The 26,303-nt window shown below is 71.1% G+C and carries 23 protein-coding genes and 1 pseudogene; 8 read left to right on the top strand and 16 right to left on the bottom strand.

Annotation, left to right across the window (positions count from 1 at the left end):
* Positions 1-9 precede the first annotated feature (9 nt).
* The gene (locus ACIBG8_RS30640) at positions 10-1,131 is read left to right on the top strand and encodes an alkaline phosphatase family protein (protein ID WP_397346489.1); all 1,122 of its coding nucleotides are present in this window, start codon (positions 10-12) and stop codon (positions 1,129-1,131) included.
* Positions 1,128-1,940, top strand: a complete 813-nt coding sequence (locus ACIBG8_RS30645) for a sulfurtransferase (protein WP_397346490.1) — start codon at positions 1,128-1,130, stop codon at positions 1,938-1,940. Before ACIBG8_RS30640 ends, ACIBG8_RS30645 begins: the two co-directional genes overlap by 4 nt.
* A gap of 56 nt (positions 1,941-1,996) precedes the next feature.
* On the opposite strand, the pseudogene ACIBG8_RS30650 reads toward ACIBG8_RS30645, so the two are convergent.
* The 4 genes and pseudogenes from ACIBG8_RS30650 to ACIBG8_RS30665 all read right to left on the bottom strand — a co-directional run.
* Positions 1,997-4,264: pseudogene (locus tag ACIBG8_RS30650) on the bottom strand (CHAT domain-containing protein); the annotation flags it as partial.
* A gap of 188 nt (positions 4,265-4,452) precedes the next feature.
* Complete coding sequence (locus ACIBG8_RS30655; protein ID WP_397346491.1) at positions 4,453-4,896, bottom strand: hypothetical protein; 444 nt, start codon at positions 4,894-4,896, stop codon at positions 4,453-4,455.
* The gene (locus tag ACIBG8_RS30660) at positions 4,889-5,416 is read right to left on the bottom strand and encodes an RNA polymerase sigma factor (RefSeq protein WP_397346492.1); all 528 of its coding nucleotides are present in this window, start codon (positions 5,414-5,416) and stop codon (positions 4,889-4,891) included. Before ACIBG8_RS30660 ends, ACIBG8_RS30655 begins: the two co-directional genes overlap by 8 nt.
* A 121-nt stretch (positions 5,417-5,537) precedes the next feature.
* A complete protein-coding gene (locus ACIBG8_RS30665; RefSeq protein ID WP_397346493.1) occupies positions 5,538-6,533 on the bottom strand; it encodes a S8 family peptidase in 996 nt (331 codons plus the stop codon).
* A 178-nt stretch (positions 6,534-6,711) separates the two neighbouring features.
* Here ACIBG8_RS30665 and ACIBG8_RS30670 point away from each other — a divergent pair, with 178 nt between their 5' ends.
* Entirely contained in the window at positions 6,712-7,206 is a 495-nt protein-coding gene (locus ACIBG8_RS30670) for a DUF3145 domain-containing protein (protein ID WP_397346494.1), read from the top strand.
* Positions 7,207-7,430: 224 nt separating this feature from the next.
* On the opposite strand, the gene ACIBG8_RS30675 is transcribed toward ACIBG8_RS30670, so the two are convergent.
* The 9 genes from ACIBG8_RS30675 to ACIBG8_RS30715 all read right to left on the bottom strand — a co-directional run bounded on the left by ACIBG8_RS30675 (position 7,431) and on the right by ACIBG8_RS30715 (position 16,069).
* Positions 7,431-8,852: a carboxyl transferase domain-containing protein gene (locus ACIBG8_RS30675; protein WP_397346495.1), complete on the bottom strand. Its 1,422-nt coding sequence runs from the start codon at positions 8,850-8,852 to the stop codon at positions 7,431-7,433.
* A gap of 138 nt (positions 8,853-8,990) precedes the next feature.
* The gene (gene fabF, locus ACIBG8_RS30680; RefSeq protein ID WP_397346496.1) at positions 8,991-10,223 is read right to left on the bottom strand and encodes a beta-ketoacyl-ACP synthase II; all 1,233 of its coding nucleotides are present in this window, start codon (positions 10,221-10,223) and stop codon (positions 8,991-8,993) included.
* Between the two features lie 175 nt (positions 10,224-10,398).
* Entirely contained in the window at positions 10,399-10,638 is a 240-nt protein-coding gene (locus tag ACIBG8_RS30685) for an acyl carrier protein (RefSeq protein ID WP_397346497.1), read from the bottom strand.
* 73 nt (positions 10,639-10,711) lie between these two features.
* Entirely contained in the window at positions 10,712-11,668 is a 957-nt protein-coding gene (locus tag ACIBG8_RS30690) for a beta-ketoacyl-ACP synthase III (protein ID WP_397346498.1), read from the bottom strand.
* Entirely contained in the window at positions 11,665-12,555 is an 891-nt protein-coding gene (locus ACIBG8_RS30695; protein ID WP_397346499.1) for an ACP S-malonyltransferase, read from the bottom strand. The genes ACIBG8_RS30690 and ACIBG8_RS30695 overlap by 4 nt, the downstream gene beginning before the upstream one ends.
* Before the next feature lie 103 nt (positions 12,556-12,658).
* A complete protein-coding gene (locus ACIBG8_RS30700; protein WP_397347805.1) occupies positions 12,659-13,783 on the bottom strand; it encodes a PucR family transcriptional regulator in 1,125 nt (374 codons plus the stop codon).
* Positions 13,784-14,085: 302 nt separating this feature from the next.
* Positions 14,086-14,520 carry a DUF350 domain-containing protein gene (locus ACIBG8_RS30705; protein WP_397346500.1) on the bottom strand — a complete coding sequence of 145 codons (435 nt, stop codon included), beginning with the start codon at positions 14,518-14,520 and terminating at the stop codon, positions 14,086-14,088.
* Positions 14,517-15,662 carry a glutathionylspermidine synthase family protein gene (locus tag ACIBG8_RS30710; RefSeq protein ID WP_397346501.1) on the bottom strand — a complete coding sequence of 382 codons (1,146 nt, stop codon included), beginning with the start codon at positions 15,660-15,662 and terminating at the stop codon, positions 14,517-14,519. Before ACIBG8_RS30710 ends, ACIBG8_RS30705 begins: the two co-directional genes overlap by 4 nt.
* A 2-nt stretch (positions 15,663-15,664) precedes the next feature.
* Positions 15,665-16,069 carry a hypothetical protein gene (locus ACIBG8_RS30715; RefSeq protein WP_397346502.1) on the bottom strand — a complete coding sequence of 135 codons (405 nt, stop codon included), beginning with the start codon at positions 16,067-16,069 and terminating at the stop codon, positions 15,665-15,667.
* 109 nt (positions 16,070-16,178) lie between these two features.
* Between ACIBG8_RS30715 and ACIBG8_RS30720 the strand changes: the two genes are divergently transcribed.
* The gene (locus ACIBG8_RS30720) at positions 16,179-17,204 is read left to right on the top strand and encodes a PHP domain-containing protein (protein WP_397346503.1); all 1,026 of its coding nucleotides are present in this window, start codon (positions 16,179-16,181) and stop codon (positions 17,202-17,204) included.
* Here ACIBG8_RS30720 and ACIBG8_RS30725 read toward each other — a convergent pair.
* The gene (locus ACIBG8_RS30725; protein WP_397346504.1) at positions 17,193-18,785 is read right to left on the bottom strand and encodes an ABC-F family ATP-binding cassette domain-containing protein; all 1,593 of its coding nucleotides are present in this window, start codon (positions 18,783-18,785) and stop codon (positions 17,193-17,195) included. The two genes, ACIBG8_RS30720 and ACIBG8_RS30725, sit on opposite strands and share 12 nt — an antisense overlap.
* Before the next feature lie 158 nt (positions 18,786-18,943).
* On the opposite strand from ACIBG8_RS30725, the gene ACIBG8_RS30730 reads away from it, so the two are divergent.
* Positions 18,944-19,669: a helix-turn-helix transcriptional regulator gene (locus tag ACIBG8_RS30730; protein ID WP_397346505.1), complete on the top strand. Its 726-nt coding sequence runs from the start codon at positions 18,944-18,946 to the stop codon at positions 19,667-19,669.
* A gap of 78 nt (positions 19,670-19,747) precedes the next feature.
* Positions 19,748-20,107 carry a VOC family protein gene (locus tag ACIBG8_RS30735; RefSeq protein WP_397346506.1) on the top strand — a complete coding sequence of 120 codons (360 nt, stop codon included), beginning with the start codon at positions 19,748-19,750 and terminating at the stop codon, positions 20,105-20,107.
* Positions 20,108-20,871: 764 nt separating this feature from the next.
* Here ACIBG8_RS30735 and ACIBG8_RS30740 read toward each other — a convergent pair.
* Complete coding sequence (locus tag ACIBG8_RS30740) at positions 20,872-21,606, bottom strand: maleylpyruvate isomerase family mycothiol-dependent enzyme (RefSeq protein ID WP_397346507.1); 735 nt, start codon at positions 21,604-21,606, stop codon at positions 20,872-20,874.
* A gap of 59 nt (positions 21,607-21,665) precedes the next feature.
* Positions 21,666-23,492 (bottom strand): GMC family oxidoreductase, encoded by a 1,827-nt coding sequence (locus tag ACIBG8_RS30745; RefSeq protein ID WP_397346508.1) that lies wholly within the window; start codon positions 23,490-23,492, stop codon positions 21,666-21,668.
* Positions 23,493-23,570: 78 nt separating this feature from the next.
* On the opposite strand from ACIBG8_RS30745, the gene ACIBG8_RS30750 reads away from it, so the two are divergent.
* Positions 23,571-25,004, top strand: a complete 1,434-nt coding sequence (locus tag ACIBG8_RS30750) for a DUF4331 domain-containing protein (RefSeq protein ID WP_397346509.1) — start codon at positions 23,571-23,573, stop codon at positions 25,002-25,004.
* Between the two features lie 55 nt (positions 25,005-25,059).
* Positions 25,060-26,295, top strand: coding sequence for a tetratricopeptide repeat protein (locus tag ACIBG8_RS30755; RefSeq protein WP_397346510.1), 1,236 nt, complete (start codon positions 25,060-25,062; stop codon positions 26,293-26,295).
* Positions 26,296-26,303: the final 8 nt, after the last annotated feature.

A 26,303-nucleotide genomic window follows, 5' to 3' on the forward strand; every position in this document is an offset into this window, starting at 1 on the left:
GATCGGGGCATGAATGATCCCGTGGTGCCCGGCTACGGCGGGTCGTCGCTCGCCGACCTATCCGGTTCCCTGTTAGGCGCGCTCGGCATCGGTGACGGCAACGTGCTGGGGCTGGCGCCCGCCGATCGGGTCTGCCTCTTCCTGGTGGACGGGCTCGGGGCCGAGTTGCTCCGTGACCACCCGGAGGCGGCGCCGTTCCTGTCCTCACTCGCGGAAAGAACGCTGACCGCCGGATTTCCCTCCACGACGGTCACCAGCCTGTGCTCGATCGGCACCGGGATGACGCCGGGCGAGCACGGGATGCTCGGCATGATGCTGGCCGTGCCCGGCGCGGGCCACCTGTTCAACTGCCTGCGCTGGACGCTGCCCGACCACCAGGTGATGGACCCGCTCACCTGGCAGCCGGCCGACACCGTCTACCAGCGCGCCTCGGCGCTGGGGCTCGCGCCCGCCTACGTGGGCCCGGCGCAGTTCCAGGGCACCGGGCTGACCGAGGCGGTCTACCGCGGCGTCACCTACCTGCCGGCGGACACCGTCGACGAGCGGGTCGAGCAGGTCCGCCGGGCGATGGCCGAGCCCAGGGCGCACGTCACCGTCTACTACGGCGACCTCGACGCCATGGGCCACCTGGTCGGCTGGGGCGGCAAGGAATGGCTGGAGCAGCTGGCCATCGTCGACAACCTGGCAGAACGGCTGGCCGCCACGCTGCCGCCGGGCTCGGCGATGTACGTCACCGCCGACCACGGCATGGTCAACTCCACCGAGAAGATCGACGCGGAGACCGTTCCCGAGCTCGTCCAGGGCGTGGCGATGCTCGGCGGCGAGGCCAGGGCCAGGCACGTCTACGCGGCAGAGGGCGCCGCGGCCGACGTGCTCGGCACATGGCGGTCCGTGCTGGACGGTAAAGCCTGGGTGGTCTCCAGGCAGGAGGCCGTCGACGAAGGCTGGTTCGGTCCAAGAGTGCGCGCGGAATGGCTCCCCCGGATCGGCGACGTGGTGGCCGTGCCGTACGGTGACCTGGCGATCACCGCGTCGGTGAACCACTCGTTCGAGGCCCAGTTCACCGGCTACCACGGCTCGCTGACCGCGGCAGAGCAGCACGTACCGCTTCTGGAGGTAAGCACCCGATGACCCCGCTGATCACGCCGGACGACCTGGCCGCCCTCGACTACGTGACCGTGCTCGACATCCGGTCGCGCCTGGGCGGGCCGCCCGGCATCGAGCTCTACCGCGAGGGCCACATCCCCGGCGCCGTCTACTGCGACCTCGACAGGGACCTGGCCTCGGCGCCCGGCGCGGGCGGCAGGCACCCGATGCCCGACACCGAGGCGTTCCAGGCGGCCATGCGCAGGCTCGGCGTGTCAGGTCACCACCCCGTGGTCGTCTACGACGACACCGGTTCCACGATCGCCGCGCGCGGCTGGTGGCTGCTGCGCTACTTCGGCCACGAGGACGTCCGCGTCCTGGACGGCGGCCTGCGCGCCTGGATCGAGTCGGGCCGCGAGCTCAGCAAGGAAGACCACCACAACGAGGAGGACGACTTCACCGCCAGGCCGGGCGGCATGCCGATGCTCGACGCCGACGAGGCGGTCGAGCTGGCCGGGCGCGGCGTGCTCCTGGACGCCAGGTCGGCCGAGCGCTACCGCGGCGAGGTGGAGCCCATCGACCCGGTCGCCGGGCACGTCCCCGGCGCGGTGAGCGCGCCGACGACGGAGAACGTCGGGCCGGACGCGAAGTTCCTGCCCGCCGGTGAGTTGCGCGCCAGGTTCACCGCGCTCGGCGTGGCCGACGGGGTGCCGACCGGCGCCTACTGCGGCTCCGGGGTGACGGCCGCGCACGAGGTGCTGGCGCTGGAGCTGGCCGGGCTGCCCGCCGCGCTGTACGTCGGCTCGTGGTCCAACTGGGTGGCCGACCCGTCGAGGCCCGTCGAGACCGGCTGATCACCCGCACCGAAGCAGACGAATCCCAGCACGCCCGTCTTGGCCGAGGCCGTCGCCAGCGCCGAGGCGGGCGGCTGCCCGGCCGCCACCAGCTCGTGGAAGGTGGCCATGAGCGCGACGGTCTCCTCGTCGGGCACCGGGATCACCCCGGCGACGACGCACGACGTGCCGCGCGACAACAACGTCCCCACCAGCCCGAGCGGCGCGCCCTCGGCCGGGGCGCGGGCCATGCCGGAGTCGCACGCCGACAGCACCACCAGGCGCGCGGGTCCTGCCAGGCCCAGCAGGTCGTGCGCCATGAGCGGGCCGTCGTCCAGCGTGATGCTCGACAGCAGCGGGCTGCGCGCGTGGAAGATGCCGTGCGCGGCCAGGTGCGCGACGTCCGCGACGTCGAGCACGGCCAGCACGTCCGCCTTGCGCCCCGGGACCGTCCAGGCGTCCCGGTAGGTCGCCACGACCCGGTCCACCTCGATGCCCGCGTGGTCGAGCCACGGCCCAGAGGCCGCAGCGACCTGCGGAGGCTGGGCGAGCGGCGGCCTGCGGGCCCGGTACCAGGCGCAGGCGCTGGCCGCCACGCTCACCGGCCGCCCGTGAAGGGACGGCAGCGCCGACCACGGCAGCGTGTGCAGCGGCCCGGTGGGCACGACCACCAGCGGCCTCGAGCCGACCAGGTCGGCCAGCGGCGCCATCACCAGCGCCTCAACCTCGTCGGCCGCCAGGGACGGGCAGGCCGCCCCGTCGCCCAGCGTCGCCCTGCGCAGCGCGTAACGCAGGCGGACCAGGCGGTCGGCCACCTCGGCCACCGGCGCGAGCGCCCGCACCTCGACGATGTCCGCGCCGACCACGACCGCGAGCAGCCCGCCCTCGTGCGCCACGTACTCCACCAGCGCCGCCTCGCCCAGCGCCGACCGCATCGCGGCCAGGTCGCAGGAGTCCTGCGCCCGGACGGCCGACACAGCGCGCCAGCGCTCCGACCACGCGAACACCTGCTCGGCCACGCCCGTGCCGACCGCCAGCCCCAGGGCGAAGGCGGCCAGCCGCTCGCCCGCCCGAGCCGCGTGCGCACGCACCGACGGGTCCGACAGCGACTCCACCCTCGTCCCCACCACCCGCAGCCCGTCGTGCGCCGCGAGGAACGCGCCGTCCAGGTCGCCCTGCATCGCCGCCTCCATGGCCAGCGCGTGCTGGCGCACCAGCCGGTAGGCCGGGCCGGACCGCTCTCCGGCGAGGTGGGCGGCCTGCTGCTCTGAGGCGAGCCGGATCAGCCGTTCGTCGGCTGGTGCTGGACAGGGCGCCGTGGAGAAGGTGATCACGCCGAGCTCGGTCTCGGCGGTGCGCCGGTCGCCCAGGTCGAGTGCCAGCTCGGCGGCCACCAGCCGGAGCGCGCCCGCGCCTTCGGCGAGCGCAGGGCTGAACTCCAGGGCGTCGGCGCACTCCACCAGCCCGGCGAGCAGCTCGGCGTCACGCTCGCCCAGCGACAGGCGGGCGCGCAGGCGTACCTCGGTGGCCAGCGGCAGCCACGCGTCGCGGTCCTGGGCGGCTAGCTCGGCCCTGGCCCGCTCGGCGATCAGCAGCGCGCTGGCCGGGTCACCGGTGAGCAGCTCGACCTGGGCCAGCCGCATCCGCGCCTCGGCCAGCGCGACGTGCGCGCTCGACGCCTCCAGCTCGGGTACGGCCAGGCACAGCAGCGCCCTCGCCTCGCCGGGCAGGTGCGCGGCAAGCAGCGCGGCGGCGAAGTCGGCGCGCATCGTGGCGAGCCGCTCCGGGTAGCCGAACAGGGTGTCCTCGCAGTCGCGGTAGTGGGCGAACGCCGTGGCGATGTCGCCCTGCCGTACGGCGAGGAAGGGGAGGTTGGCCGCGGCGATCCTGGCCAGGTGGTCGAGGCCCGCCTGCTGCGAGATCTCCATGCAGGCGGTGATGTCGTGCATCGCGCGGTGCCAGTCGCCCCGGTAGCCGTGCACCAGCCCCCTGTTGAGCAGCCCGCCCGCCAGGAACCTGAGGTCGTCCGGGCTCTCCGGCGCGACGGCGAGGACGGACAACGCCCGGTCGCAGCACGCGACCGCCTCCTGGTATCGCCCGAGATGGGCCAGCGCGACGGCGCGCTGGGTGTCGAGCTTGGCCTTGTCGAGCGGCGACAGGTAGGACCAGGCCAGCGCGGCGATGCGCAACGCCTGTAACGGGTGGCCGCGCTCCGTCCTGACCGTCACCAGCGAGAGCCTTGCCTGTGCCACGCGCTCGCGCGGCGCGCCGGGGGTGGCTATCGCCCGGCGCAGGTGGCGCTCGGCCGCCTGGAGGTCACCCAGCTCGCGCGCGGCGAGAGCCATGGCGCGCTGAGCGACGACGGCGGGTTCCACAAGACCCGCCCGCTCGGCCTCGGCCAGGACCTCGGCGCCCGCCAGCAGGGCCTGGTGCGGGTCGGCGCCGGAGCGCGACACCGCGGCCTCCGCGGCGGCGACCAGGTGCGGCTCAGGCCCGGCCGGCGCCACCGCGGGCGCGACCGGGCCTGTGTTCCTCACGGCCGGATCCGCACCCAGCGCGTGACGACCGGGTCGCGGCCCGGCCGGTGGCAGATCACGCTGAACCAGCCTGGCGGCAGGCCGGTGGCGGCGAACTGCCCGCCGACCCCGAGCTCGCGCGTCATCGACACATGCGGGGTCCTGATCGTGACCTGACTCCCCGCACCTGGATGAGGAGAGACCTGTCCTGCTACATCGATGAGCCCGTCGCTCACCGTCACCTCCAGCTCGAAGGCGAGCCCGGCCGCTTCGAAGCTGGCCAGGCGGGATCCTTGCTCGTCTCGTACGCCGCGGGTCGCGGAGCATTCGACAGGGGATGCTGTGACGGCGTTGGGCAGTCGCAGCGCGTAGAGGTCACGCGCCGCGGCGGTGACGTCGGGTGGGATGGGGTCACTGCCCGCGGCGAGGCGGATCGCAGCGAGGAGAAAGTCATCATTCATTGCACCGTGTTTCCTCTAGTAAGAGCAGGGTGCGTAACTTATGCAGACATCGGGTGCGAGTAGGACCGACGGTGCCTGGCGGCACGCCCATGCGCACGGCGACTTGCTGATGGCCGACGTTCATGGCCAGCAGGCGAAGCATCGTGCTGCAGGGCTCGTGCAGGGAGGTAACCCGCTGCCACAGAAGATCGAGACCTTCCTCTTCCAGTACGCGTGTGGCGGGGTCGGACAACAAATCGGCGCAGTCCACAGGCGTGCCCAGTACATCGCCATGCCGACCGATCAGGAGCGCCTCGTGTCTGGTCACTGTGGCCAGCCATGCGCCTAGCCGCGCTGGATCCCTGATCGTGTGAAGGTTTTCGAGGAGTCTCAACCAGGCGCCCTGCACCGCATCCGCAGCGTCGGCCCTGCTCAGCCCGCAGGCGTGAGCCACCGACCACATACGTTGGCCGAAGAGGTCGACGAGGTCATCCCATGCCTCGTGTTCCCCTTCAGCCGCTGCCCTGAGCAGCTGCTGCACAGTGTCACGCGGGTCCGTCACTGCGGCCCTCCTCCGCCGGATCCACGCGATGACTCCCGTGAGGGAGCCCTGTGTACGCCATGTTGCCTCCCCGTGTTGGAACGAGGACTCTGCGTAAACTCTACAGATTCGCGGGGACGAGAGCCCCCAGATCGGGAATTTGTCGGCCGCCCAGCACCCTCGCGACCGCCTCGGCCACCGGCGCGTCCCTGGCCGCGTCAGCGATCGCCCCGGCGACCAGCGCGGTCGCGAACGAGGTGCCGCTCCAGCTCGCGAACCCGGCGAAGTCGCCCTGGCTGAGGAACGTGCTGCTCAGCCACTCCCCGCGGGCGCAGGCGTCCACCCAGGGGCCGTGCGCGGAGAAGGGGGCCCGCTGCTGCTCGGTCCTGTCGAGCGCGGCCACCGCCACCACCTTCGGCAGGGCGGCGGGCCAGAACGGGCGGTCGGCCGCCGTGTTGCCGGCGCAGGCGACCGCGACGCAGCCGTCGAGCGCGCCGATGGCGTCGGCCAGCAGCTTGGGTGGCCCGTCGTCGAAGGTGTGGCCGCCGAAGGAGAGGTTCAGCACCTGCGGGACGCTGCCGCGCAGCCGGTGCAGCGCGCGCACCACGCCCGCCTCGTCGCCCACGCCGTCGCCGTCGAGCACCCTGGCCACCCGCAGCGACACCCCGGGCGCGCGGCGCAGGAGCAGCCCGGCGATGAACGTGCCGTGTCCGGCCTGGGCGCCGCTCTCGGCGTCCGCCTGCTCCTTGGCGTACCACGGGCCGGCCTTCCACCACGGGTGCTCGGCGACGCCGGTGTCGAGCAGGGCGACGGTGACGGGGGAGCGGGACCTGCCCGGCCGGTAGGCGATCGGGTCGGCGGGGAACGGTCTTGACGCCGGGCCGCCGAAGAAGAGCGGCTGCCCGGTGAAGACGTGGTTGGGGGAGGCGCGGTGGCCCTGGCCGCGCAGCTCGGTGGCGAGCTCGCACGGGTCGACGCCCGGGGAGAGCCTGATCGTGCAGATCCCGTCCGCCTCTGCGACCGCCTGCGTCCATCGGGACACAGCGGACAGCGCGCTACGGTCGGCCAGGAGCTGACCTGGGCGGATAAGGGCCGCGCCGGCGGCTTCGACGTCCATGCCGCTGTATCTAACCCAGCAGGGGCCTGTGTCACGTGCCACAGCCGCAACATCTTGGTATGGCCCCCCTCTGGTGCGCGCTGACGGTCACCGGTAGTCTCTCCCTAGTCACTTGTGATCATCCTGTTAGCTCGAGGCCGTTGGGGAAGGCGCACCTCGTACCGAAACGGGAGGTCCGGTGTCTGCTCGTGGCGTGCTGTACGTCCACTCGGCTCAGCCCGCGCTGTGCCCTCATATCGAATGGGCGGTCGCGGGTGTTTTTGGCGTGCCCGTAGACCTGAAGTGGACTCCGCAACCCGCCGCGCCCGGTGTCGTGCGCGCGCAGGCGGAGTGGGACGGCCGTCCCGGCATCGCCGCGGCGATCACCTCTTCGCTCATGGGCTGGCAGCGCATCCGCTTCGAGATCACCGAGGACGCCTCGCCGGGCGTCGACGGGTCTCGCCACGCCTACACCCCGACACTGGGCGCGTTCACGTCGATCATCGGGGCGGCGGGGGACATCCTCGTGCCCGAGGACCGGCTGCGCGCGGTGATGCTCATGGCGTCACAGGGGCGGTGCGTCCTGGAGGACGAGCTGGACAAGCTCCTGGGCAAGCCGTGGGACGAGGAGCTGGAACCCTTCCGCTACGCGGGGGACGGCGCACCGGTGCGCTGGCTCCACGCTGCCGTATGACCTTCTCGTACGGCTGGCGCCGGCGGACGGCCACTCGCCGACCTCCCGTCCGCCTGTCCATCACAGCCATCCAGCGGTGACGGCGGGCCGCCGTAACGTCGTCCCGTAGGGCCGCTCCGTGGTCGGCCACCGCGAGCGGCCCCGCTCTCCTCTCGATCCGCCGACCAGAAAGGCCCCGCACCACAGTGGTGCGGGGCCTTTTCTCAGGGGCTTTCCCGGTGCTCCTAAAGCGGGATGTTTCCGTGGGCGCCGCGCGCCGGGGTCGCCTGGGCGATGATCTTGGCGATCGCGCCGCGGGTCTCCTCGGGCTTGATGACCTCGTCGATCACGCCCAGCTCCTGCGCGCGCTCCAGCCCACCGGCCAGCCGCTCGTGCTCCTCGGCCAGCCTCTGCTCCAGCTCGGCGCGGTCCTCTTCAGCGGCGGCGGCGAGCTCGCGGCGCTTGAGGATGCGGACAGCCGCCACCGCGCCCATGACCGCGACCTGCGTCGTCGGCCACGCGAACACCTTGGTGGCGCCCAGCGCGCGGGAGTTCATGGCGACGTAGGCGCCGCCGTACGCCTTGCGGGTGACGAGCGTGACGCGCGGCACGGACGCCTCGGCGAAGGCGTGCAGGAGCTTGGCGCCCCGCCGTACGACGCCGTCGTGTTCCTGCTGGACACCCGGGAGATAACCGGGCACGTCCACCAGGACAACCAAAGGAACCCCGAAAGCGTCACACATACGAACGAAGCGGGCGGCTTTCTCGGCGGACGTGGCGTCGAGGCAACCGCCGAGTCGCATCGGGTTATTGGCGATGACGCCAACAGTGCGGCCGCCGAGGCGGCCGAGCGAGGTGACGATGTTCGGCGCCCACTTGGGATGGAGTTCGAGACCGGGCTCGTCGAGCAGGCCGTTCACCAGCGGCTTGACGTCGTAGGCCCGCCGGGCCGACTCGGGCAGCAGCGTGGAGAAGTCCGTCTCCTCGACGGCGGAGGTGCGCACCCGGCCCTGGTGGCCGAGCAGCACCGACAGCCGTCGCGCCTGCACGTAGGCGTCCGTCTCGGTCTTGGTCACGATGTGCACGACGCCGCTGCGCTTGCTGTGCGGCTCGGGGCCGCCCAGCGCGGCGCTGGTGACGTCCTCGCCGGTGACGCTGCGGACCACGTCGGGCCCGGTGACGAAGATGCGGCCCTCGTCGGCCAGGATCACCAGGTCGGTCAGCGCCGGGCCGTAGGCGGCGCCGCCCGCCGCGGCGCCGACGACCACGGAGATCTGCGGCACGACGCCGGACGCCTTGGTCATCGCGAAGAAGACGCGCCCGACGGCGTGCAGCGACTCGACGCCTTCGGCGAGCCGCGCACCGCCGGAGTGCCAGATGCCGATGACCGGCACCCGTTCGCGCACAGCGACGTCGTAGGCGTGGACGATGTGCTCGCAGCCCTCACTGCCCATCGCGCCGCCCTGGAAGCGGGCGTCGCTGCAGAAGGCGACGACGGGCACACCCTCGACGCGACCCATGGCGGCCAGCACGCCGCTCTCGTCCTGCGGGGTGATCAGCCGGACCGTGCCCTCGTCCAGCAGGGCGGACAGGCGTACGACAGGGTCACGCGGATCGGCGGGCTCCTGATCGGAGCCCTTCACCACCCCGTTGCCGAGCACGGTCATGGGCTCTCCCTCAGTGCGACTTGGAGCTCCCAACAAAGGACCCTTCCCGACACTCCTGGTCTCCCTTACCTGCTCACACAGGTGAGGGAGATGAGAGAGGTCTCCTTGTTAGGCGTTCCTAGTGCGACTTAGTGCGACTTAGTGTGACGAGAAGACGACGGTCACGTTGTGGCCGCCGAATCCGAACGAGTTGTTCACCGCGGCGATGTCGCCTTCGGGGAGCTCGCGGTTCTTGCCGTGGACGAGGTCGACCTCGATGCCGTCGTCGATGTTGGCGAGGTTGATCGTGGCGGGCACGATGCGGTTCTCCAGCGCCTTGATCGCGAAGACGGACTCGATGCCGCCGGCGCCACCGAGCAGGTGGCCGGTCATCGACTTGGTCGAGGTGACCAGCGGGTGGGTGCCGATCGCCTTGGCGATGGCGACCACCTCGCCGACGTCGCCGGCCGGGGTCGAGGTGGCGTGCGCGTTGATGTGCTTGATGTCGGCGCCGGTCAGCCCGGCGTCGTTGAGCGCCTGCGTCATCGCCATGATGATGCCCTTGCCGTCCGGCTCGGGCTGGGTGATGTGGTGGGCGTCCGCCGAGTAGCCGACGCCGGAGGCGTAGGCATAGATGCGGGCGCCGCGGGCCCTCGCGTGCTCCTCGGACTCCAGCACCACGATGCCGGCGCCCTCACCGAGCACGAACCCGTCGCGGTCGCGGTCCCAGGGGCGCGAGGCGCCCGCCGGGTCGTCGTTGCGCGTCGACATCGCGCGGGCCGCGGCGAACGCGGCCATGTTGAGTCCGTGGATCGCGGCTTCCGTGCCACCGGCGACGACGACGTCGGCGCGGCCGGAGCGGATCATGTCCATCGCGTAGCCGATGGCCTCGGCGCCCGACGCGCAGGCGGAGACCGTGGCGTGCACACCGGCCTGGGCCTTCAGGTCGAGGCCGATCCAGGCGGCTGGGCCGTTCGGCATGAGCATGGGGACGGTGAACGGGGAAAGGCGGTTCCAGCCCTTCTCCTTCCACGTGTCGTAGGCGGCCAGGGTGGTGCTGATGCCGCCGATGCCGGAGGAGACCACCACGCCGAGGCGCTCGGACGGGACGTCGGGCGCGCCCGCGTCCTGCCATGCCTCGCGCGCCGCGACGAGCGCGAACTGCTCGCTGCGGTCGAGCCTGCGCGACTCGGGCCTGGGCAGCACCTCGGTCGGGTCGACGGCCGCCTTGCCCGCGAACTTCACGGGGACGGCGTCGACCCAGTCCTCGGTGAGGGTCTCCACACCAGACTGACCGGCGAGGAGCGCCGACCAGGTCGAGGTGACGTCTCCACCGACGGGCGTCGTCGCGCCGAGGCCGGTGACGACGACACGTACCCGGTTTGCACTCACGTGTTTTACGCTCCTTGCTGATCGAGTCTCAGTGCTGGTCGAGCTTCCAGAGAGAACCCCTCACGGACCTCCCGTCCCTCTGGGGCTGATGTCCTTTCAGGGACCTCGGCCCGTAGAGGGCTGCTGTCCTTTTGGGACCTTGGCCCGTCAGAGGGTGGTCCTCTTCTGGGTTAGGTCAGGCCTGGATGAAGTTGAGGACGTCCTTGACCGTCTTCAGGTTCTTGAGCTGGTCGTCGGGGATCTCGACGCCGAACTCGTCCTGAGCGGCAACGGCGATCTCGACCATGGACAGGGAGTCGATGTCGAGGTCGTCCACGAAGCTCTTCTCCGGGGTGACGTCCGACGCCGGGATCCCGGTGATCTCGTTGACGATCTTGCCGAGGCCCTCGAGGATCTCCTGCTCGCTGACTGCCATGTCGGTAGTTCTCCTTTGGTGATTTCTGGGTTCTGTACGGCAACGCCGTACAAGCTGTGGGACGTACGAGATCCTAGGGAATCTCGATCACTTGGCCGGCATAGGTCAGCCCCGCGCCGAAGCCGAGCAGCAGGGCCAGCTCGCCCGACTGCACCTCGCCGCGCTCGATCATGCGCGAGAGCGCCAGCGGGATGGACGCCGCCGAGGTGTTGCCTGCCAGCACGATGTCGTCCGCGACGATCGCGTTGTCCGCGCCGATCTTGCGGGCGATGGCCTGGATGATGCGGAGGTTCGCCTGGTGCGGCACGAACGCCGCCAGCTCCGACGGGTCCACCCCGGCACGCTCGCAGGCCTCCCTGGCCACCGGGTGAAGCGCGGTGGTGGCCCAGCGGAACACGGTCTGGCCTTCCTGGGTGAGGAAGGAGTTGCGGTCCTTGATGCTGATCGCGTCGGACTTGTCGCCCGCGCTGCCCCAGACCACGGGGCCGATGCCCGGCGTCTCGGCCGGGCCGACCACGGCAGCGCCCGCGCCGTCCGCGAAGATCACCGCGGTGGCCCTGTCGGTCCAGTCGAGCCACTGCGACAGCTTCTCGGTGCCGACGACCAGCACGTTGCGCGCGGACCCGCCGCGTACGGCGGCGCTGGCCGTGGCCAGCGCGTAGCAGAACCCCGCGCAGGCGGCGTTGACGTCGAAGGCGCCAGGGGCGCCGATGCCCAGCCGGTGGGCGACCCGCCCGGCGACATTGGGGATCGTGGACTCGGGGGTGCAGGTGGCGACGATCACCAGGTCGATCTCGGTGGCCGCGAGGCCGCTGGCCGCGATGGCCTTGCCGCCCGCCTGGACCGCCATGTCGACCTCGGACTCGCCTTCGAGGGCGATCCTGCGCTCCTTGATGCCGACCCTGGACTGGATCCACTCGTCGTTGGTTTCCATGGTCTTGGCCAGGTCGTCGTTGGTGACGATGTTGGCGGGCTGGTAGTGGCCGAAAGCCAGCACCTTGGCGCCCGGCGATGCGTCGGGAATTCTCACTTCGTCAGCTCCCTGGCCGCGTCGAGGTCGTCTGGAGTCTTCAGAGCCACGGTATCCACGCCCTTGAGCGCGCGCTTGGCCAGGCCGGTCAACGTGCCGCCAGGGAGCAGCTCGATCATGGCGGTGACGCCCTCGGCCGCCATGGTCTCCATGCAGAGATCCCAGCGGACCGGGTTGCTCACCTGGTTGATCAGGCGTTCCACGAAGGCGGCTCCACTGGTCACGACGGCGCCGTCGGCGTTCGACAGCAGCTTCACGCCCGGGTCCTGCGGCGTGAGGCCCTCGGCCGCCCGGCGCAGTTCCTCCACGGCCGGTGCCATGTGCACGGTGTGGAAGGCGCCTGCGACGGACAGCGGCATGAGCCGCGCGCGAACCGGGGGCTCTTCCTTGAACGCGGCGAGCTGCTCGAGTGTTCCGCCGGCCACGATCTGTCCTGCGCCGTTGATGTTCGCCGGGGTCAGCCCGTGCTTGTCGAGCGCCTCCAGCACGTCGACGCCGCCCAGGACCGCGGTCATGCCGGTCTTGGTGACGGCGGCGGCCTTCGCCATGGCCCTGCCCCGCTCGCGCACGAGCGCGAGGGCCTGCTCCGGGGTGATCACCCCGGCCAGCGCTGCGGCGGCGAGCTCGCCGACGCTGTGGCCTGCGAGGAGGTCGGGCTTGGCGCCGAGTGCTTCGGCGGCGGCGAGGGAGGCGGCCACGAGGAGCGGCTGCGCGACGGCCGTGTCACGGATCGCGTCCGCGTCGGCGGTGGTGCCGTAGGCGATGAGATCGAGCTCGACGACGTCAGACCACGCCGACAGCCGGTCGGCGAGGCCGGGTAGTTCCAGCCAAGGGGTCAGGAAGCCTGGAGTCTGGGCGCCTTGGCCCGGGGCGACGAGTACGAGCACGCAATCCACCATGCCCTGTAGAAGTTCGACACGGGGGTAGAGATCCGTACGAACTTTGTCCCCAACGTTTTGTAGGAACCCTACAGCGCGGGTTTCGTCCTTGTTACGTTAGGGCTCGCCACGTTACCGCGCTCTCTGACAGCCTGCCCAGGATCAGCCCAACCTGCAAGGTGAAGGCCGATCTTCCCTCGGTCGGCTGGTAGCCGGTGAGCTCGGTGATCTTCTTCAGCCGGTAACGGACCGTGTTCGGGTGGACGAACAGCAGGCGGGCCGTCGCCTCCAGCGAGGTGCCCTGCTCCAGGTAGGTGGCGAGGGTGTCCAGGAGTGGCGTGCCGGCCAGCGGCAGGAACACGTTCTCGACCAGCTGGGCCCTGGCGTCCTCGTCGCCGTCCAGCGCCCGCTCGGCCAGCAGGTCCTCGGCGTGTACGGGACGCGGGGCGTCCGGCCAGCCCGACGAGGCCTTGAGCCCGGCGATCGCGGCGCGGGCGCTGCGGGCTGCGGCGTGCAGGTCGGGGACCTCGGGGCCGATCACGATCGGGCCCGTGCCGAAGCGCGCCACGACCTGCCTGGCGGCGTGCTCGACGCTCTCCGCGCCGCCGACGATCACGATCAGGCGGTCGGCCTGGACGCCGGCCAGCAGGTCCATGCCGATGCGGCGGCCCTTCTCGCGCAGGCCGTCGATGACCGACCTCGGGTCGTCGTCGGGGGCGTGGCCGGCGATGACCACCACGGGGGAGGAGGTCCAGCCGAGCGCGGCGGCCCAGGAGTGGAGGCCGTCGTCGACCTCGCCCCTGACGAGGGCGTCGACGATGAGGGCTTCGAGGCGGGCGTCCCAGGCGCCTCTGGCCTCGGCCTCGCGGGCGTAGACGTGGGCGGCGGCGAAGGCGACGTCGCGGGTGTAGCGGAGCATCGCCTGCTCCAGCACCTCCTCGCCGCCGGGGGCGGCGAGCTCGTCGGTCTGGGCCTCGACGACCTCGACGACGATGCGGATGATGTCGACGGTCTGCTGGAGGGTTATCGACCGTTTGAGCTCGCGCGGAGCCGTACCGAAGAACTCTATGGACGGGGTGGGGCGGTCGTCGCCCGCGTGCTGGAACCACTCGACGAACGCGGCGATGCCCGCCTGGGCGACGAGGCCCACCCAGGAGCGGTCCTCCGCGCTGAGGGCTCTGAACCAGGGGAGCTGGTCGTCCATCCTGGACATGGCGGCGGTGCCCAGGGAGCCCATGGCTCGCTCCAGTCTCCGCGTGGTGTCCTCGCGCGCTCGGTCGTTCACGTTCCTAAGGGTGCCATTCGTTCACCGATGCGCCAGCCGTACCCCCACCAGACCCCAGAAAAACCCCCACAAGACCTCAACCCCAAAGGACCTTTAGGGGATCCACCCCTCGGACGACCTGGCCCCTGAAGGGACTGGCCCTTGAGGTCCTTTAGGGGCTTCGGGGATCCCCGGGGGACCTGCCCCGAAAGGGAAGGAGGTCAAGGGGTTACGGCCTGGGCTCCCTGGAGGAGCTCAGGGCCTCGGAGGGGTGGTCAGATCACTGCGACGGCGGTGATGAGGCCGATGGCGACGTGGGTGACGGCCAGGACGCGGGTGCCGGGCTGGAGCTCGGGCTCCTTGACCAGCTCGCGGGCCGAGATGCCGACAACGCGGTCGAACACCAGCATGGCGACCGTCTGTACGGCGATGCCGACCAGACCGAACACCGCCGTCGCCGTGAGGCCCTCGGCCAGCTTGCCGCCCGAGGCCCAGATGGACGCCGCGACGATGAGGGCGATCGCCGCCAGCCCCGAGCTGGTCAGCAGCGTCGCGTTCGGGTTGCGCTCGGTCTTGATGATCGTGCTGAGCTTGCCGGGAATCGCCAGGTCGATCACGAAGAAGCCGACGATCAGCAGAACCAGCCCGACCGCCGCGTACGCCGCGATCGCTCCGGCGCCACGCGCGAGGGTTTCCAGAAGCGTCATCATTGCTCGATTCGGTGCGGGACGAACGATGAGGTGTCGTCGGTGATCAAACCTGTGGTCTCGCGGATGCCGAGGCCGGCCGACTCGTCGGCGACCATCCAGGCGCCCAGCACCGGCCGCTGCCCGTCGAACACCGGCAACGGCTCGAAGCCCTGGTAAACGTACCCCTCGACGCCGTAGGACCCGGGCGTGCTCTGCGTCCCGGCGGGCGTGACGATCCGCATCGACGCGCCCTCGCGCCCCAACAGCGGCTTGGCGATGTAGGAGGTCAGCTCGCGCGGCCCGTCCAGATACGCGGGCAGCAGGCTCGGATGGCCGGGGTGCAGCTCCCACAACAGCGCCAGCAGCGCCTTGTTGGACAGCAGCGCCTTCCACAGCGGCTCGATCCAGGTGCCGTGCCGTACGGCCTGCCGCCCGAACGGGTCGGCCAGCATCCACTCCCACGGATACAGCTTGAACACCGACCGGATCATCCGCCCCTCGACGTCGGCGAACCGGCCGTTGTGGGCGTCCCAGCCGATGTCCTCCATGGCGATGGCCACGGTGGTGCGCCCGGACTGGTCGGCCGTTTCCTGGAGGTAGGCCACGGTCATGGCCTCCTCGCCGGTCTCGTCCATGTTCGTCCAGGCGAAGTGGGTGGGCCCGGAGGGCAGGTCGAGCTCGCGCCAGCGGTCGATGAGCCGCTCGTGCACGGAGTTCCACTGGTCGCCGTCCGGATGCGTGTCCTGCAGCCAGAACCACTGCACGACCGAGGACTCCACGAGCGAGGTCGGGGTGTCGGCGTTGTACTCCAGCAGCTTGGCCGGCCCGTTGCCGTCGTAACGCAGGTCGAAACGCCCGTAGAGGTGCGGGTCGCGACGCTCCCACGAGCGGGCGACGTCCTGCCAGGCCCACTCGGGGATCGCGAACTCGGCGAACCGCCGGTTGGCCACCACGTGCTCGACGGTGGCCAGGCACATCTGGTGCAGCTCCTCCACCTGCGCCTCCAGGGCGAGCACCTCGTCCATGGAGAAGACGTAGTGAACGGACTCGTCCCAGTACGGCCGGGCCAGGCCCGCGGGGTGCGCGGCGCGGTGGTAGGCCAGGCCGTGGCCCTCGATGATCTTCTCCCAGCCCTCGCGGGGAGCGCCCGTCTGCCTGCGCACGGTCAGCCGCCGCTCGACGAGCGGCTGCCGAAGCCGCCGCGCTGGATCTCGTGCCCGCCCCGGCTGGAGATGTTCACGTTCGCCGGGCGGATCGTGCTGCCCTTCATCACCCGCGCGCCGATCCTGGTGCCCGCGTAGTACCAGAGGAACGCGCCGTGCGAGCCGCGGTAGTGGCTGCTGCTCTCGTCGCAGTAGTCGTCGTCGACCACCGCGTAGGAGCCGTCGGCCAGCTGCGTGCTGGAGTCGATGCAGTCGGCCGTGACGTCGTCCTGGCTCTGGGCAGCGCAGTAACCCACCACGAGCACGGAGATCGCGCCGATGACGGTAAGGGTGATGACCTTCGACGACTTCTTCTGGGGCGGCCTGGGGGGCTGCGGTGGTTGCGGCGAAGGGGTGGGCGCTGCCATGTGCTCCTGCTCTCGGTGACCGCACAGCCTATCGGCGGGTTTTGTCCTGGTTCAATGTCTAACGCACGGCACCTTCGAGTCGTTCGCTCATGGAGGGTAGATAACCGGAATGGAGCCGGTCGAAGCACTGCGTGACATCGCCTTTCTGCTGGAGCGGGCGGGCGAGCCCACCTACCGCGTCCGCGCCTTCCGCAACGCCGCGGCCGTCGTCGCCGACCTGCCCCAGGACGAGCTCGTACGGCTGGCCCAAACAGGCGGCCTGGCCGCGCTTCCCGGCATCGGCAAGGTCACCGCGCTCGCCGTCACCGAGGCGCTCGCCGGCGACGTGCCCACCTACCTGCGCAGGCTCCAGGCCACCGAGGGCACCGACCTGGACGCCGCCGCTGCTGAGCTGCGCGCCGCGCTCAAGGGCGACCTGCACAGCCACTCCGACTGGTCGGACGGCGGCTCCCCGATCGAGGAGATGGCCGCGGCCGCGCGGTCGCTCGGCCACTCCTACCTGGCGCTCACCGACCACTCCCCGCGCCTGACCGTCGCCAACGGCCTGTCAGCCGCGCGGCTGCACAGGCAGCTGGAGGTGGTGGAGGAGCTCAACGTACGGCTCTCGCCGTTCAGGATCCTCACCGGCATCGAGGTCGACATCAACGCGGACGGCACCCTCGACCAGGACGCCGACCTGCTGGAGCGGCTGGACGTGGTGGTGGCCAGCGTGCACTCCAAGCTGCGGATGAACCGCTACGAGATGACCAGGCGCATGGTCACGGCCATCGCGAACCCGCTGGTCTCCGTGCTCGGCCACTGCACGGGCCGCATCGTCAAGGCGGGCACCAGGCGGGGCGGGCTGCGGCCGGAGTCGGAGTTCGACGCGGAGCTGGTGTTCGAGGCGTGCAGGCAGTTCGACGTGGCCGTGGAGATCAACTCCCGGCCGGACCGCGCCGACCCGCCGAAGCGCCTGATGCGCCAGGCCTTCGAGGCGGGCTGCTACTTCTCCATCGACTCCGACGCCCACGCGCCGGGCCAGCTCGACTGGCAGCGCTTCGGCTGCGAGCGCGCCGCGCTCTGCGGGATCCCCGCAGAGCGCGTCGTCGACACCTGGCCGCTGGACGACCTGCTGGCCTGGACCTCAGGCCAGTGACACGAGGTCGGCGTAGTCGGCCGTCCACAGGTCCTCGACGCCGTCGGGGAGCAGCAGCACGCGGTCGGGGGACAGCGCTTCCACCGCGCCCTCGTCGTGGGTGACCAGGACGATCGCGCCGCGGTAGCTCTCGATGGCGGCCAGGATCTCCTTTCTCGAGACCGGGTCGAGGTTGTTGGTCGGCTCGTCGAGCAGCAACACGTTCGCCCCCGAGGTGACCAGGGTGGCGAGCGCCAGCCTGGTCTTCTCGCCGCCCGACAGGACGCCGACGGGCTTGTCGACGTCGTCGCCCGAGAACAGGAACGAGCCGAGCACCCGGCGGGCCTCGCCGTCCGCGAGGTGCGCCAGGTGCTCGCGGACGGTCTTCGCGGTGTCGAGCGTCTCGTGCTCCTGGGCGTAATAGCCGATCTTGAGCCCATGGCCAGGCACGACCATGCCGGTGTCCGGGCTCATCTCGCCGGCCAGGATGCGCAGCAGCGTGGTCTTGCCCGCGCCGTTGAAACCGAGGATGACGACCCTGCTGCCCCGGTCGACGGCCAGGTCCACGCCGGTGAAGATCTCCAGCGAGCCGTACGACTTGGACAGGCCGGACGCCGTCAGCGGCGTCCTGCCCGATGGCGCGGGGTCGGGGAGGCGCAGCTTGGCCGCCTTGTCGCCACGCCGTACCTCCTCGAGGCCGTCCAGCATGCGGTGGGCGCGGCGGGCCATGTTCTTGGCGGCCATGGCCGTGCCCGCGCTGGCGCGCATCCTGTCCGCCTGGGCGAGCAGCGAGCTCGCCTTGCGCTCGGCGTTGGCGCGCTCGCGCTTGCGCCTGCGCTCCTCGGCGTCGCGCTGGGTGAGGTAGGTCTGCCAGCCGACGTTGTAGACGTCGATCACGGCGCGGTTGGCGTCGAGGGCGAAGACCCGGTTCACCGTGCGCTCCAGCAGGGAGACGTCGTGGCTGATCACGATGAGCCCGCCCTTGTAGGCGACCAGGAAGTCGCGCAGCCAGGTGACCGAGTCGGCGTCGAGGTGGTTGGTCGGCTCGTCGAGCAGCAGCGTGTCGTGCCCGGCGAACAGGATGCGGGCCAGCTCGACCCGCCTGCGCTGGCCGCCGGACAGGGTGCGCAGCGGCTGGGCGAGCAGCCGGTCGGGCAGGCCGAGGCTGGCGGTGACCCGCGCGGCCTCCGCCTCGGCCGCGTAGCCGCCCGCTGCCGTGAAGCGCGCCTCGGCCCTGGTGTAGGCCTTCATCGCCTTGTCGGGGTGGGTGGCCATCCGCGCCTCGGCGGCACGCATCGACCTGACGATCTCGTCCAGGCCGCGCGCCGACAGCACGCGGTCGGCGGCCGTCATGTCGAGGTCGCCGGTGCGCGGATCCTGCGGCAGGTAGCCGACCGAGCCGACGCGGGTGATCTCACCCTCGGCGGGTACGGCTCCGCCTTCACCTTCACCTTCGCCGGACAGGATCCTGGTCAGTGTCGTCTTGCCGGCGCCGTTGCGGCCGACGAGTCCGATCTTGTCGCCGGGGGCGACGCGGAAGGTGGCGCCGGACAGCAGCAGGCGGGCGCCGACGCGGACAGAAATATCACTTGCGGTAAGCATTTTGGTTACGCTCCGTATTAGCCAGAAGACACAGGTGTGGTGTGGGACCTGGTTTCCCGGCTAGGAAATACGTGACGTAGCCACGTCCCGGAGTATAGGCAGGCTGGTCGGAGGCTCGCCACGGGATATTGTCGGTGGCTCGGCGTAGCGTCCCGGTTGTGAACCGTACCGATCGGCTCTACGCGCTCGTGGAGGACCTGCGGGCGATCGCCCCCAAGTGCCGATCCGCGCGCGACCTCGCCAAGCGGTTCGAGGTGAGCGCGCGGACCATCGAGCGTGACATCGCCGCGCTCCAGGAGTCCGGCGTGCCCATCTACGCCGAGCCGGGCCGCAAGGGCGGCTACGCGATCGACAAGAAGATGTCGCTGCCGCCGCTCAACTTCACCCCTGCCGAGGCGGTGGCCATCGCCGTCGCGCTCAGCCGCTCGGGCGACCAGCCCTTCGGCCGCCAGGCGCGCAGCGCGTTACGCAAGGTGGTCGCGGCCATGCCGGGGCCCGAGGGGGAGCTCGCCAGGGAGCTGGCCAGGCGGGTGCAGCTCGTCGAGCCCGCTCCCGGGGACGAGGTGGCGCTGCCACTGGGCGGCGAGGGCATCTCGCGCGCGATCGAGGACGCGTTGCTGCGTCGGCGGGTGCTCACGCTCGACTACGTCGACAGGAAGGGCATCCTGACCTCGCGCGACGTCGAGCCCGGTGTGTTCCTGGGCGGGCGTGGCGGGTTCTGGTATCTGGTGGCCTGGTGCAGGCTCCGTGACGACGTGCGGGTGTTCAGGCTCGACCGCATCGCGGCGGCGGCCGTCACCAACGAGCGGTCGCCGGAGCGGCCGCTGGAGGGGTACGTCTCCGACGTCCCCGAGATGATCGTGAGAGGGACGATTATCGATTAGTCAATCGAAAACACCGACATAGGGTTGTCGCCATGCCGTCATATCGTTGTTGTGTTCGACAAACGAGGAGGGCATGCCATGGACAACACCGTCACCTGGTTCGAGGTCGCCACCGACGACCCCGAGGGTGCTGAGCGGTTCTACGGGTCGCTGTTCGGGTGGACGTACCAGCGCGATCCGAACGCGCCGGTGGACTACCGGATGATCACCTATGCGGGGGGCTCGCAGCCTGCGGGTGGGTTGTTCAACACCAAGGGCGACCTGCCCGGGCATGCGATCTTCTGCGTGCAGGTGGCTTCCGTGGAGGCGGCGTGTGCGCAGGCGGAGGAGTTGGGCGGGAAGGTGCTGCACAAGTCGGTGGGTGACGGGTCCGGCACGGACTTCGCCTACCTGCACGACACGTCGGGCAACATGTTCGGCGTGTTCACGCAGGCCTGACTCTCTGGTTGTTTCCCTTCGACCCCAGTGACGGCCACTTTCCCGCCGTCACCGGAACCAGCGACGGGCGGTCTCCGTCGTCGCTGGCGCTCTCCGTGGCTGCTCCTGTGAGGGGTCGCGGAGGGGTTGCTCACCCTGCGTGGGGCACCTTCCCGCCTTCGCGGGGGTGAGCTGGCATACGTCCGTCACGCCCCGAGATGGCACCTTCCCCGCTGTCCGGGCCGGCGTTCGGTCGTCATGCAGCGGCCGCGTCTTCGCGGCCGCCCGCCCGGGCACGCCGCCGCCCGCCGACCGGCAGCGCGCCCGGGCCCGCCGATTTCCCCATGTCCACGCCCTTTCGGGGCTTCTTAGAGGCTTGTTGGTACGGCAGGCCACGGAACCCGCCACCCGCCGACCGTGGCCGGGCCCCGTCCAGGGCAACGCTCCCCGAGCGCGCAACGACCCGCCGTCACGGCACACACGTCGAGCGCCGTTGGTGACGGGGCGGGTCGCAGGGATGGCCGCGTCGTGGGAGACGCGCCGCGCCGCCCGCCTGTGCTGGTGCGCTCCGCTTCCATGGCCCTCGCGGATTCGAGGCCCTGCGCCTCTACGGTCCCGCGCCCCAGTGCCTCGCGTCCCCAAGGCCCCCAGGCCCCTAAGGCCCCCACGTCTGTAAGGCCCTACGTCCCTAAGGCCCCACGCCCCCTAAGGCCCCGCGCCCTCAAGGCCCCCGCGTTTATGGGCCTCGCGGTGGGGTGTGAGGGCGGGGCGTTCCCTGGGGTGGGTTAGAGGGCGGTGGCGTTCAGCCAGGTGGTCAGGAGGGTGGGGTCGCCGAAGGTGGTGAGGGTTTCCGGTGGGCGCCTGCCGTACACCATCAGCAAGAGCTCGGCCACAGGACCGCGCACCGCCACGTCGGCCTTGGTGTGCCCCCGGGTCCACGAGTACGCCGGGGGCATCGTGACCAGCCACTCGCCGTCGGTGTCCGTGGCGTGCAGGTGGAGGGTCTGGCCGTCCGTGGTCAGGTCGGCCAGGCGCGGCGCGATGTTGCGCGCGTGCGGCAGGTTGGCGAGGAACTCGTCGATCCCGTCCACCGCCGCGTCCTCCGGGATGGTGACGGACAGGCCCAGCGCCTGTTCCACGTCCGTGCGGTGGATGAGGGTCTCGTGCCACATCCGTCTCGGCCAGAAACGCACGTGCTGGTCGGCGCCCCACGCCCACACCGGCGCGTCCGGGTCGGCGGCCCGCAGGGTGGCCTTGAGCGGCTCTATGCCCGACGCGAGCCAGCCGGGCAGGTCCGTGCCGGGCGGGGGCTCTGGGGCGGCCTCGCGGAAGGACGGGCGAGAGGTGGCGTGGGTTCTGACGGTGTGCTCGGCCCACCGGTGGACCTGGCCCAGGTGGGTCACCAGGTCGGCGAGGGTCCAGCCGGGGCAGGTCGGCACGGGCGTCGTCAGGTCGGCGCCGGTGATCAGCGCGACGAAGCGGGTGGCTTCCTCGTCGAACCGCTCAAGGGGGTCTGTCATGTCTCCAGAGCCTAGAGACTCCAGGTGGGAGACGTCGCCTCCCACCTGGACGGTGATGGTCAGGCCTCTGACAGGATGTCGCTGGCGGCCTTCTCCGAGATGATCGCCGTCGGGGCCCAGATGAACAGGCCGGGGATGCGCGGGAACGCGCTGGCGTCCACGACGCGCAGGTTGACCGTCCCCCGCACCCTGAACTTGCTGTCCAGCACCGCCCCCGGGTCCCCGTCGGCCCCGATCGGGTTGCTGCAGGACGCGTGGTGCCCCCACGACTCCTTGCGGATCCACTGCGCGAGCTGCTCCGGGCTCGTCACCCCGGGACCGGGCCACACCTCGGTGCCCACCCCGGCGGCGGTGTTGATCCGGCGGACCATCTCCACCGAGTCGACCATCGCCGCCACGTCCTCGTCGCCCCCCTTCCCGTCGTCGAACTTGCGGAAGTTCACGAACGGCGGATGCGTCGGGTCGGCGGAGCGCAGCCGCACGGTCCCCATGCGCGACTGCGCGTAGCCCTTGAGCACCAGCCACGAGAACGTGTCGTGGACATATCCGGACTCGCCGTACCCGGGCACGTATCCGCGGAAGTCGGCGGGAGCGCCGAAGACGTACAGTTGCGCCCGCGGGTCGCTGCCGTACCGCCGCTTGATCCCGCCCACGACCCCGTTGAACGAGTACGGGCTGAACCCGCCGAACCCGAACTGGTCCACCCCAGACGCGATCGCCTGGCACGGGTCGGCGCCCTTGCCGAACGTGCAGAGCTGGATCAGGTCGAACGGCCGGTGCTTGGACGAAACCGTCACCTCATACCGGTCCTGGAGGTTCCCCCCCACCCCCGGCAGATCCACCTGTACGGCGATGCCGTGCTTGGCCAGGTGCTCGCGCGGCCCGATGCCGGAGAGCATGAGCAGCTGCGGGCTGTTGAACGCGCCACCGGCGACAATGACCTCCCGCCGCGCCCTGATCGTCTTGAGCGTGCGCGGCGCGCCCGGCTCGGCCATCGGCGAGGCCCCGTAGAGGTGCCGTCCGACCAGGCACTCCACCCCGACCGCACGGGCCCGGCCGTCGGCTGCGCGTTCGAGCACGATGCGCTTGGCCAGGATGTCGGTCAGCAGCGTGAGCCTGCTCGCGTAGCGGGTGGAGGCGGCGATGAGCATGTCGCGCACGCCGTACCTGACGCCGTTGCGCGTCATCTGCGGCGTCCTGACGAACCCCTGGGCGCCGTGGATGTTGCGCGGGTCGTTGACGGCGAGCGGGTCGTTGATCACGTTGCCGCCCGGCAGGTGGGCCGCCTCGTCCCGCGCGGCCCGCATGAGCGCGCCGAGCTGCGGGTCGATCTCGGCCGCCTCGATGAGGGCGGGCACCTCGACGGGCTGCCAGCCGAGCACGCTCTGCCAGTGCTCCCACATCCGGTCGGGTGACCACGAGGAGTCACCGGTGAGCCGCTCGACGAACGCCCAGTCCGACGGGTCGGGGTACATCGTGATCAGCGCGTTGTGCGCGGTGCAGCCGCCGAGGGTGGAGGCGCGCGGGTAGAGCACGCCGCGCCCCGGCACCCACTGGCTGTTGGTGCGGTTGAGCGCGGTGTCCGAGTACTGCTGGACGAAGTAGTCCCAGCGGATCGCCGTGTCGGAGCCGGACGCCTTGTTGTGCAGCGCGGGCGTCTGGTACCAGGTGCGGTTGCCCTGCGGCGGGCCCGCCTCCAGCACGATCACGCTGTATCCGGCGGCGGCCAGGCGGGCTGCCAGCGGCGCGCCGCCGGGCCCCGAGCCGATGATCACGTAGTCCGCCTCGTCGGCCGCTGCGGCGTCCGCCGCCGACACGCCGAGCGCGAGCCCGCCCGCTGTGAGTGCGCCCACTTTGAGAAGCGCGCGCCGGTCCATTCCCGTCATCACAGAATCCCTCCGAAATATCCGGGGGGATTCACCTTGTGTCGTGATTCAATCACACAGAGTAACTAGGAGATGGTTATGAGAAGAACTGTCGTCGCGGCGGGCGCAACATGCTCGCTGCTGGCGCTGGCCATAGTCGCGGGGCCCGGCACTCAGGTGAGCGAGGCCTCCAACCACGTCGACTCGCCCACGCAGATCCTCGATCCGCAGATGGACGTCACCGACCTGTACGCCTTCACCAGCCCGGACCGTCCGGACACGGTGACGGTCATCTGGAACTACATCCCGTTCGAGCTGCCCGTGGTGCCGCTGCCGTGGTACCGGTTCGCCACCCAGGGCTACTACGACCTGCACATCGACAAGGACGGCGACGCCAAGGCCGACCTCACCTACCGCTGGTGGTACCGCAACGGCGACGGCAGCGGCGACCCGAAGGCGCCGCCGAGCAAGGGCTACCCGGACTTCCCCGCCGAGGGGGAGGTCGACGACCCGAGGGACGCTCCGTACAACGGTCAGGGTGTCGACGCGACGCCGACGCGCAGGACCTTCATCCCGCAGACCTACAAGCTGGAGCTGCTCAGGCCGGGCAAGCCGACCCAGGTGCTGCTCGACTCCGCGCCGGTGTCGCCGTGGCCGCTCGGCCTCGACTACAGGAACAAGTTCGAGGAGGCGATCGTCCCGCTGCCGAACGGCGGCAAGACGTTCTCCGGGCCGGTCAAGGACCCGTTCTTCTTCGACCTGCGCACGATCAGCCTCACCAGGATCGGCAACCCGGTCGCGCCGCCGTTCGACTTCTTCGCGCCGTTCAACGTGCACACGATCGCCATCCAGCTGCCGAAGAGCGAGCTGGCGCTCAAGGGCGACGTCGAGCGCAATCCGGTCACCGGCATCTGGGCGACCTCCTCGCGCAGGACGCTCAACCTGAGCGGGGACGGCAAGCCGGCCTACCGGCAGGTCTCCAGGCAGGGGCTGTCGATGTTCGGCGACAGCGTCAACCCGCACCCGCTGCGTGACTTCTACCACGCGTCGGAGCCGGTGAGCGACCAGAACAACAAGCTCATGCAGGCCGGGATCCGCTACCCGTACGCGTCGGCGCTGCTCGCGCCTGGCCTGCTGCACCTGCCGCCGCCCGGACCGCGCCTCGACTTCGAGCAGGTCTTCCTGCGCGGGATCGCCAAGCAGACCGGGCCGATCAAGATCGACCTGAACTCGCACGTGCTCAACGCGGACGTCGACCCGGCCAAGGTCGTGCCCGCCGAGATGACGCGGCTGAACATGGCGATCCCGGTGACCGCCAAGCCCAACAGGTTCGGCGTCATCGGCGGCGACCTGCAGGGCTGGCCGAACGGCCGCAGGCTCACCGACGACGTGACCGTGTCGTTCATGCGGCTGGCCATGGGTGAGCCTATGACGCGGGGCAGCCTGCTGCCGACCTGGTTCAGCCCGGTCACGGGCCCGGCCAAGCCGATCAGGGCGACCTTCCCGTACGAGGCCTACCCGGACATCCGCTGACAGTACGGCGGGGCGTCAGCGATGGCGCCCCGCCGGTCTACCTGGAGAAACCCCTATGCGCCGTGCACTTCTGACCCTGGGTCTGGCCACGCTCGTGGCGGGCGGGACCGTCGTCGCCTTCGGCCCGCTGCGTGCCGCCGACCGCCCCCCAGCCCCAGCGCCGTCCTTCGGCCTCAACACCGTCGTCGACGCGGCCCAGCGGAAGACCCGCACCGCGCCGCAGGACCCGGCCGCGTGGGCGCAGCTCGGGACCGCCTACGTCGAGGAGGCCAGGTTCACCGCTGACCCCGCGCTGTACGGCAAGGCCGACGGCGCCTTCGCCACCTCGCTCAGGCTCCAGCCGGAGGGCAACCTGGCCGCGCTGGTCGGCAAGGGCGCCCTGGCGCTGGCGAAACACGAGTTCGCCCAGGCCAGGGACCACGCCCTGGCAGCGCGCGCGATCGACGGCACCCACGTCCCCCTGTACGGCGTGCTGAGCGACGCCTACCTCAACCTGGGCGACTACAAGCAGGCGGAGAGCGCGCTGCAACGCATGCTCGACCTCGGCCCCAACGTCGCCTCGTTCCTGCGCGCCGCGCACTTCTTCGAGCTGACCGGCCGCCCGTCGCGCGCCGACGAGGCGATGTCCCTGGCGATGGACGCCGCGGTCATGCCCACGGACGTGGCGCTGACCTGGTTCAGGCGCGGGGAGCTGGCCTGGCACCGGGGCCTCCTGAAGGACGCCGCCGAGGCCTACGCGCAGACCCTGGCCATCGTGCCCGGGTTCGCCCCCGGGCTGGCCGCGCGCGCCAGGGTGTCGGCGGCGCAGGGCGACACGTCCGCCGCCGTCAAGGACTACACCGCCTCGATCGCCCGCTACCCGAACCCGTCCGTGATCGTGGAGCTCGGCGAGCTGCACCGGCGGCTGGGCGACGAGGCCGCGGCCACACGCCAGTTCTCGCTGGCCGCCTCGGTGCTGAAGCTGTCGGGCGACCGGCTGGGGCTCGGCACCTACGAGGCCGCGCACGGGGACGCCGCCCGGGGAGTGCGGCTGCTGCGCCAGGAGTTCGAGGCGCGCGACAGCGTCGAGGTCGCCGACGCGCTGGCGTGGGCGCTGCACAAGGCGGGGCGTTCCAAGGAGGCGCTGGGCTTCGCGGCGAAGGCGGCGCGGCTCGGCACGCGGGACGCGTTGTTCGCCTACCACCGGGCCGAGATCCAGGACGCGCTGGGGCACGCCGCTGCCGCCCGCCGCGAGCGCGACGCCGCCCGTGCGGCCAACCCCTACATTCCTGCACAGAACCCTCACAGGTAGTACGCAGC

The sequence above is a fragment of the Nonomuraea sp. NPDC050556 genome (genome assembly GCF_044457355.1).
Taxonomy (GTDB): Bacteria; Actinomycetota; Actinomycetes; order Streptosporangiales; family Streptosporangiaceae; genus Nonomuraea.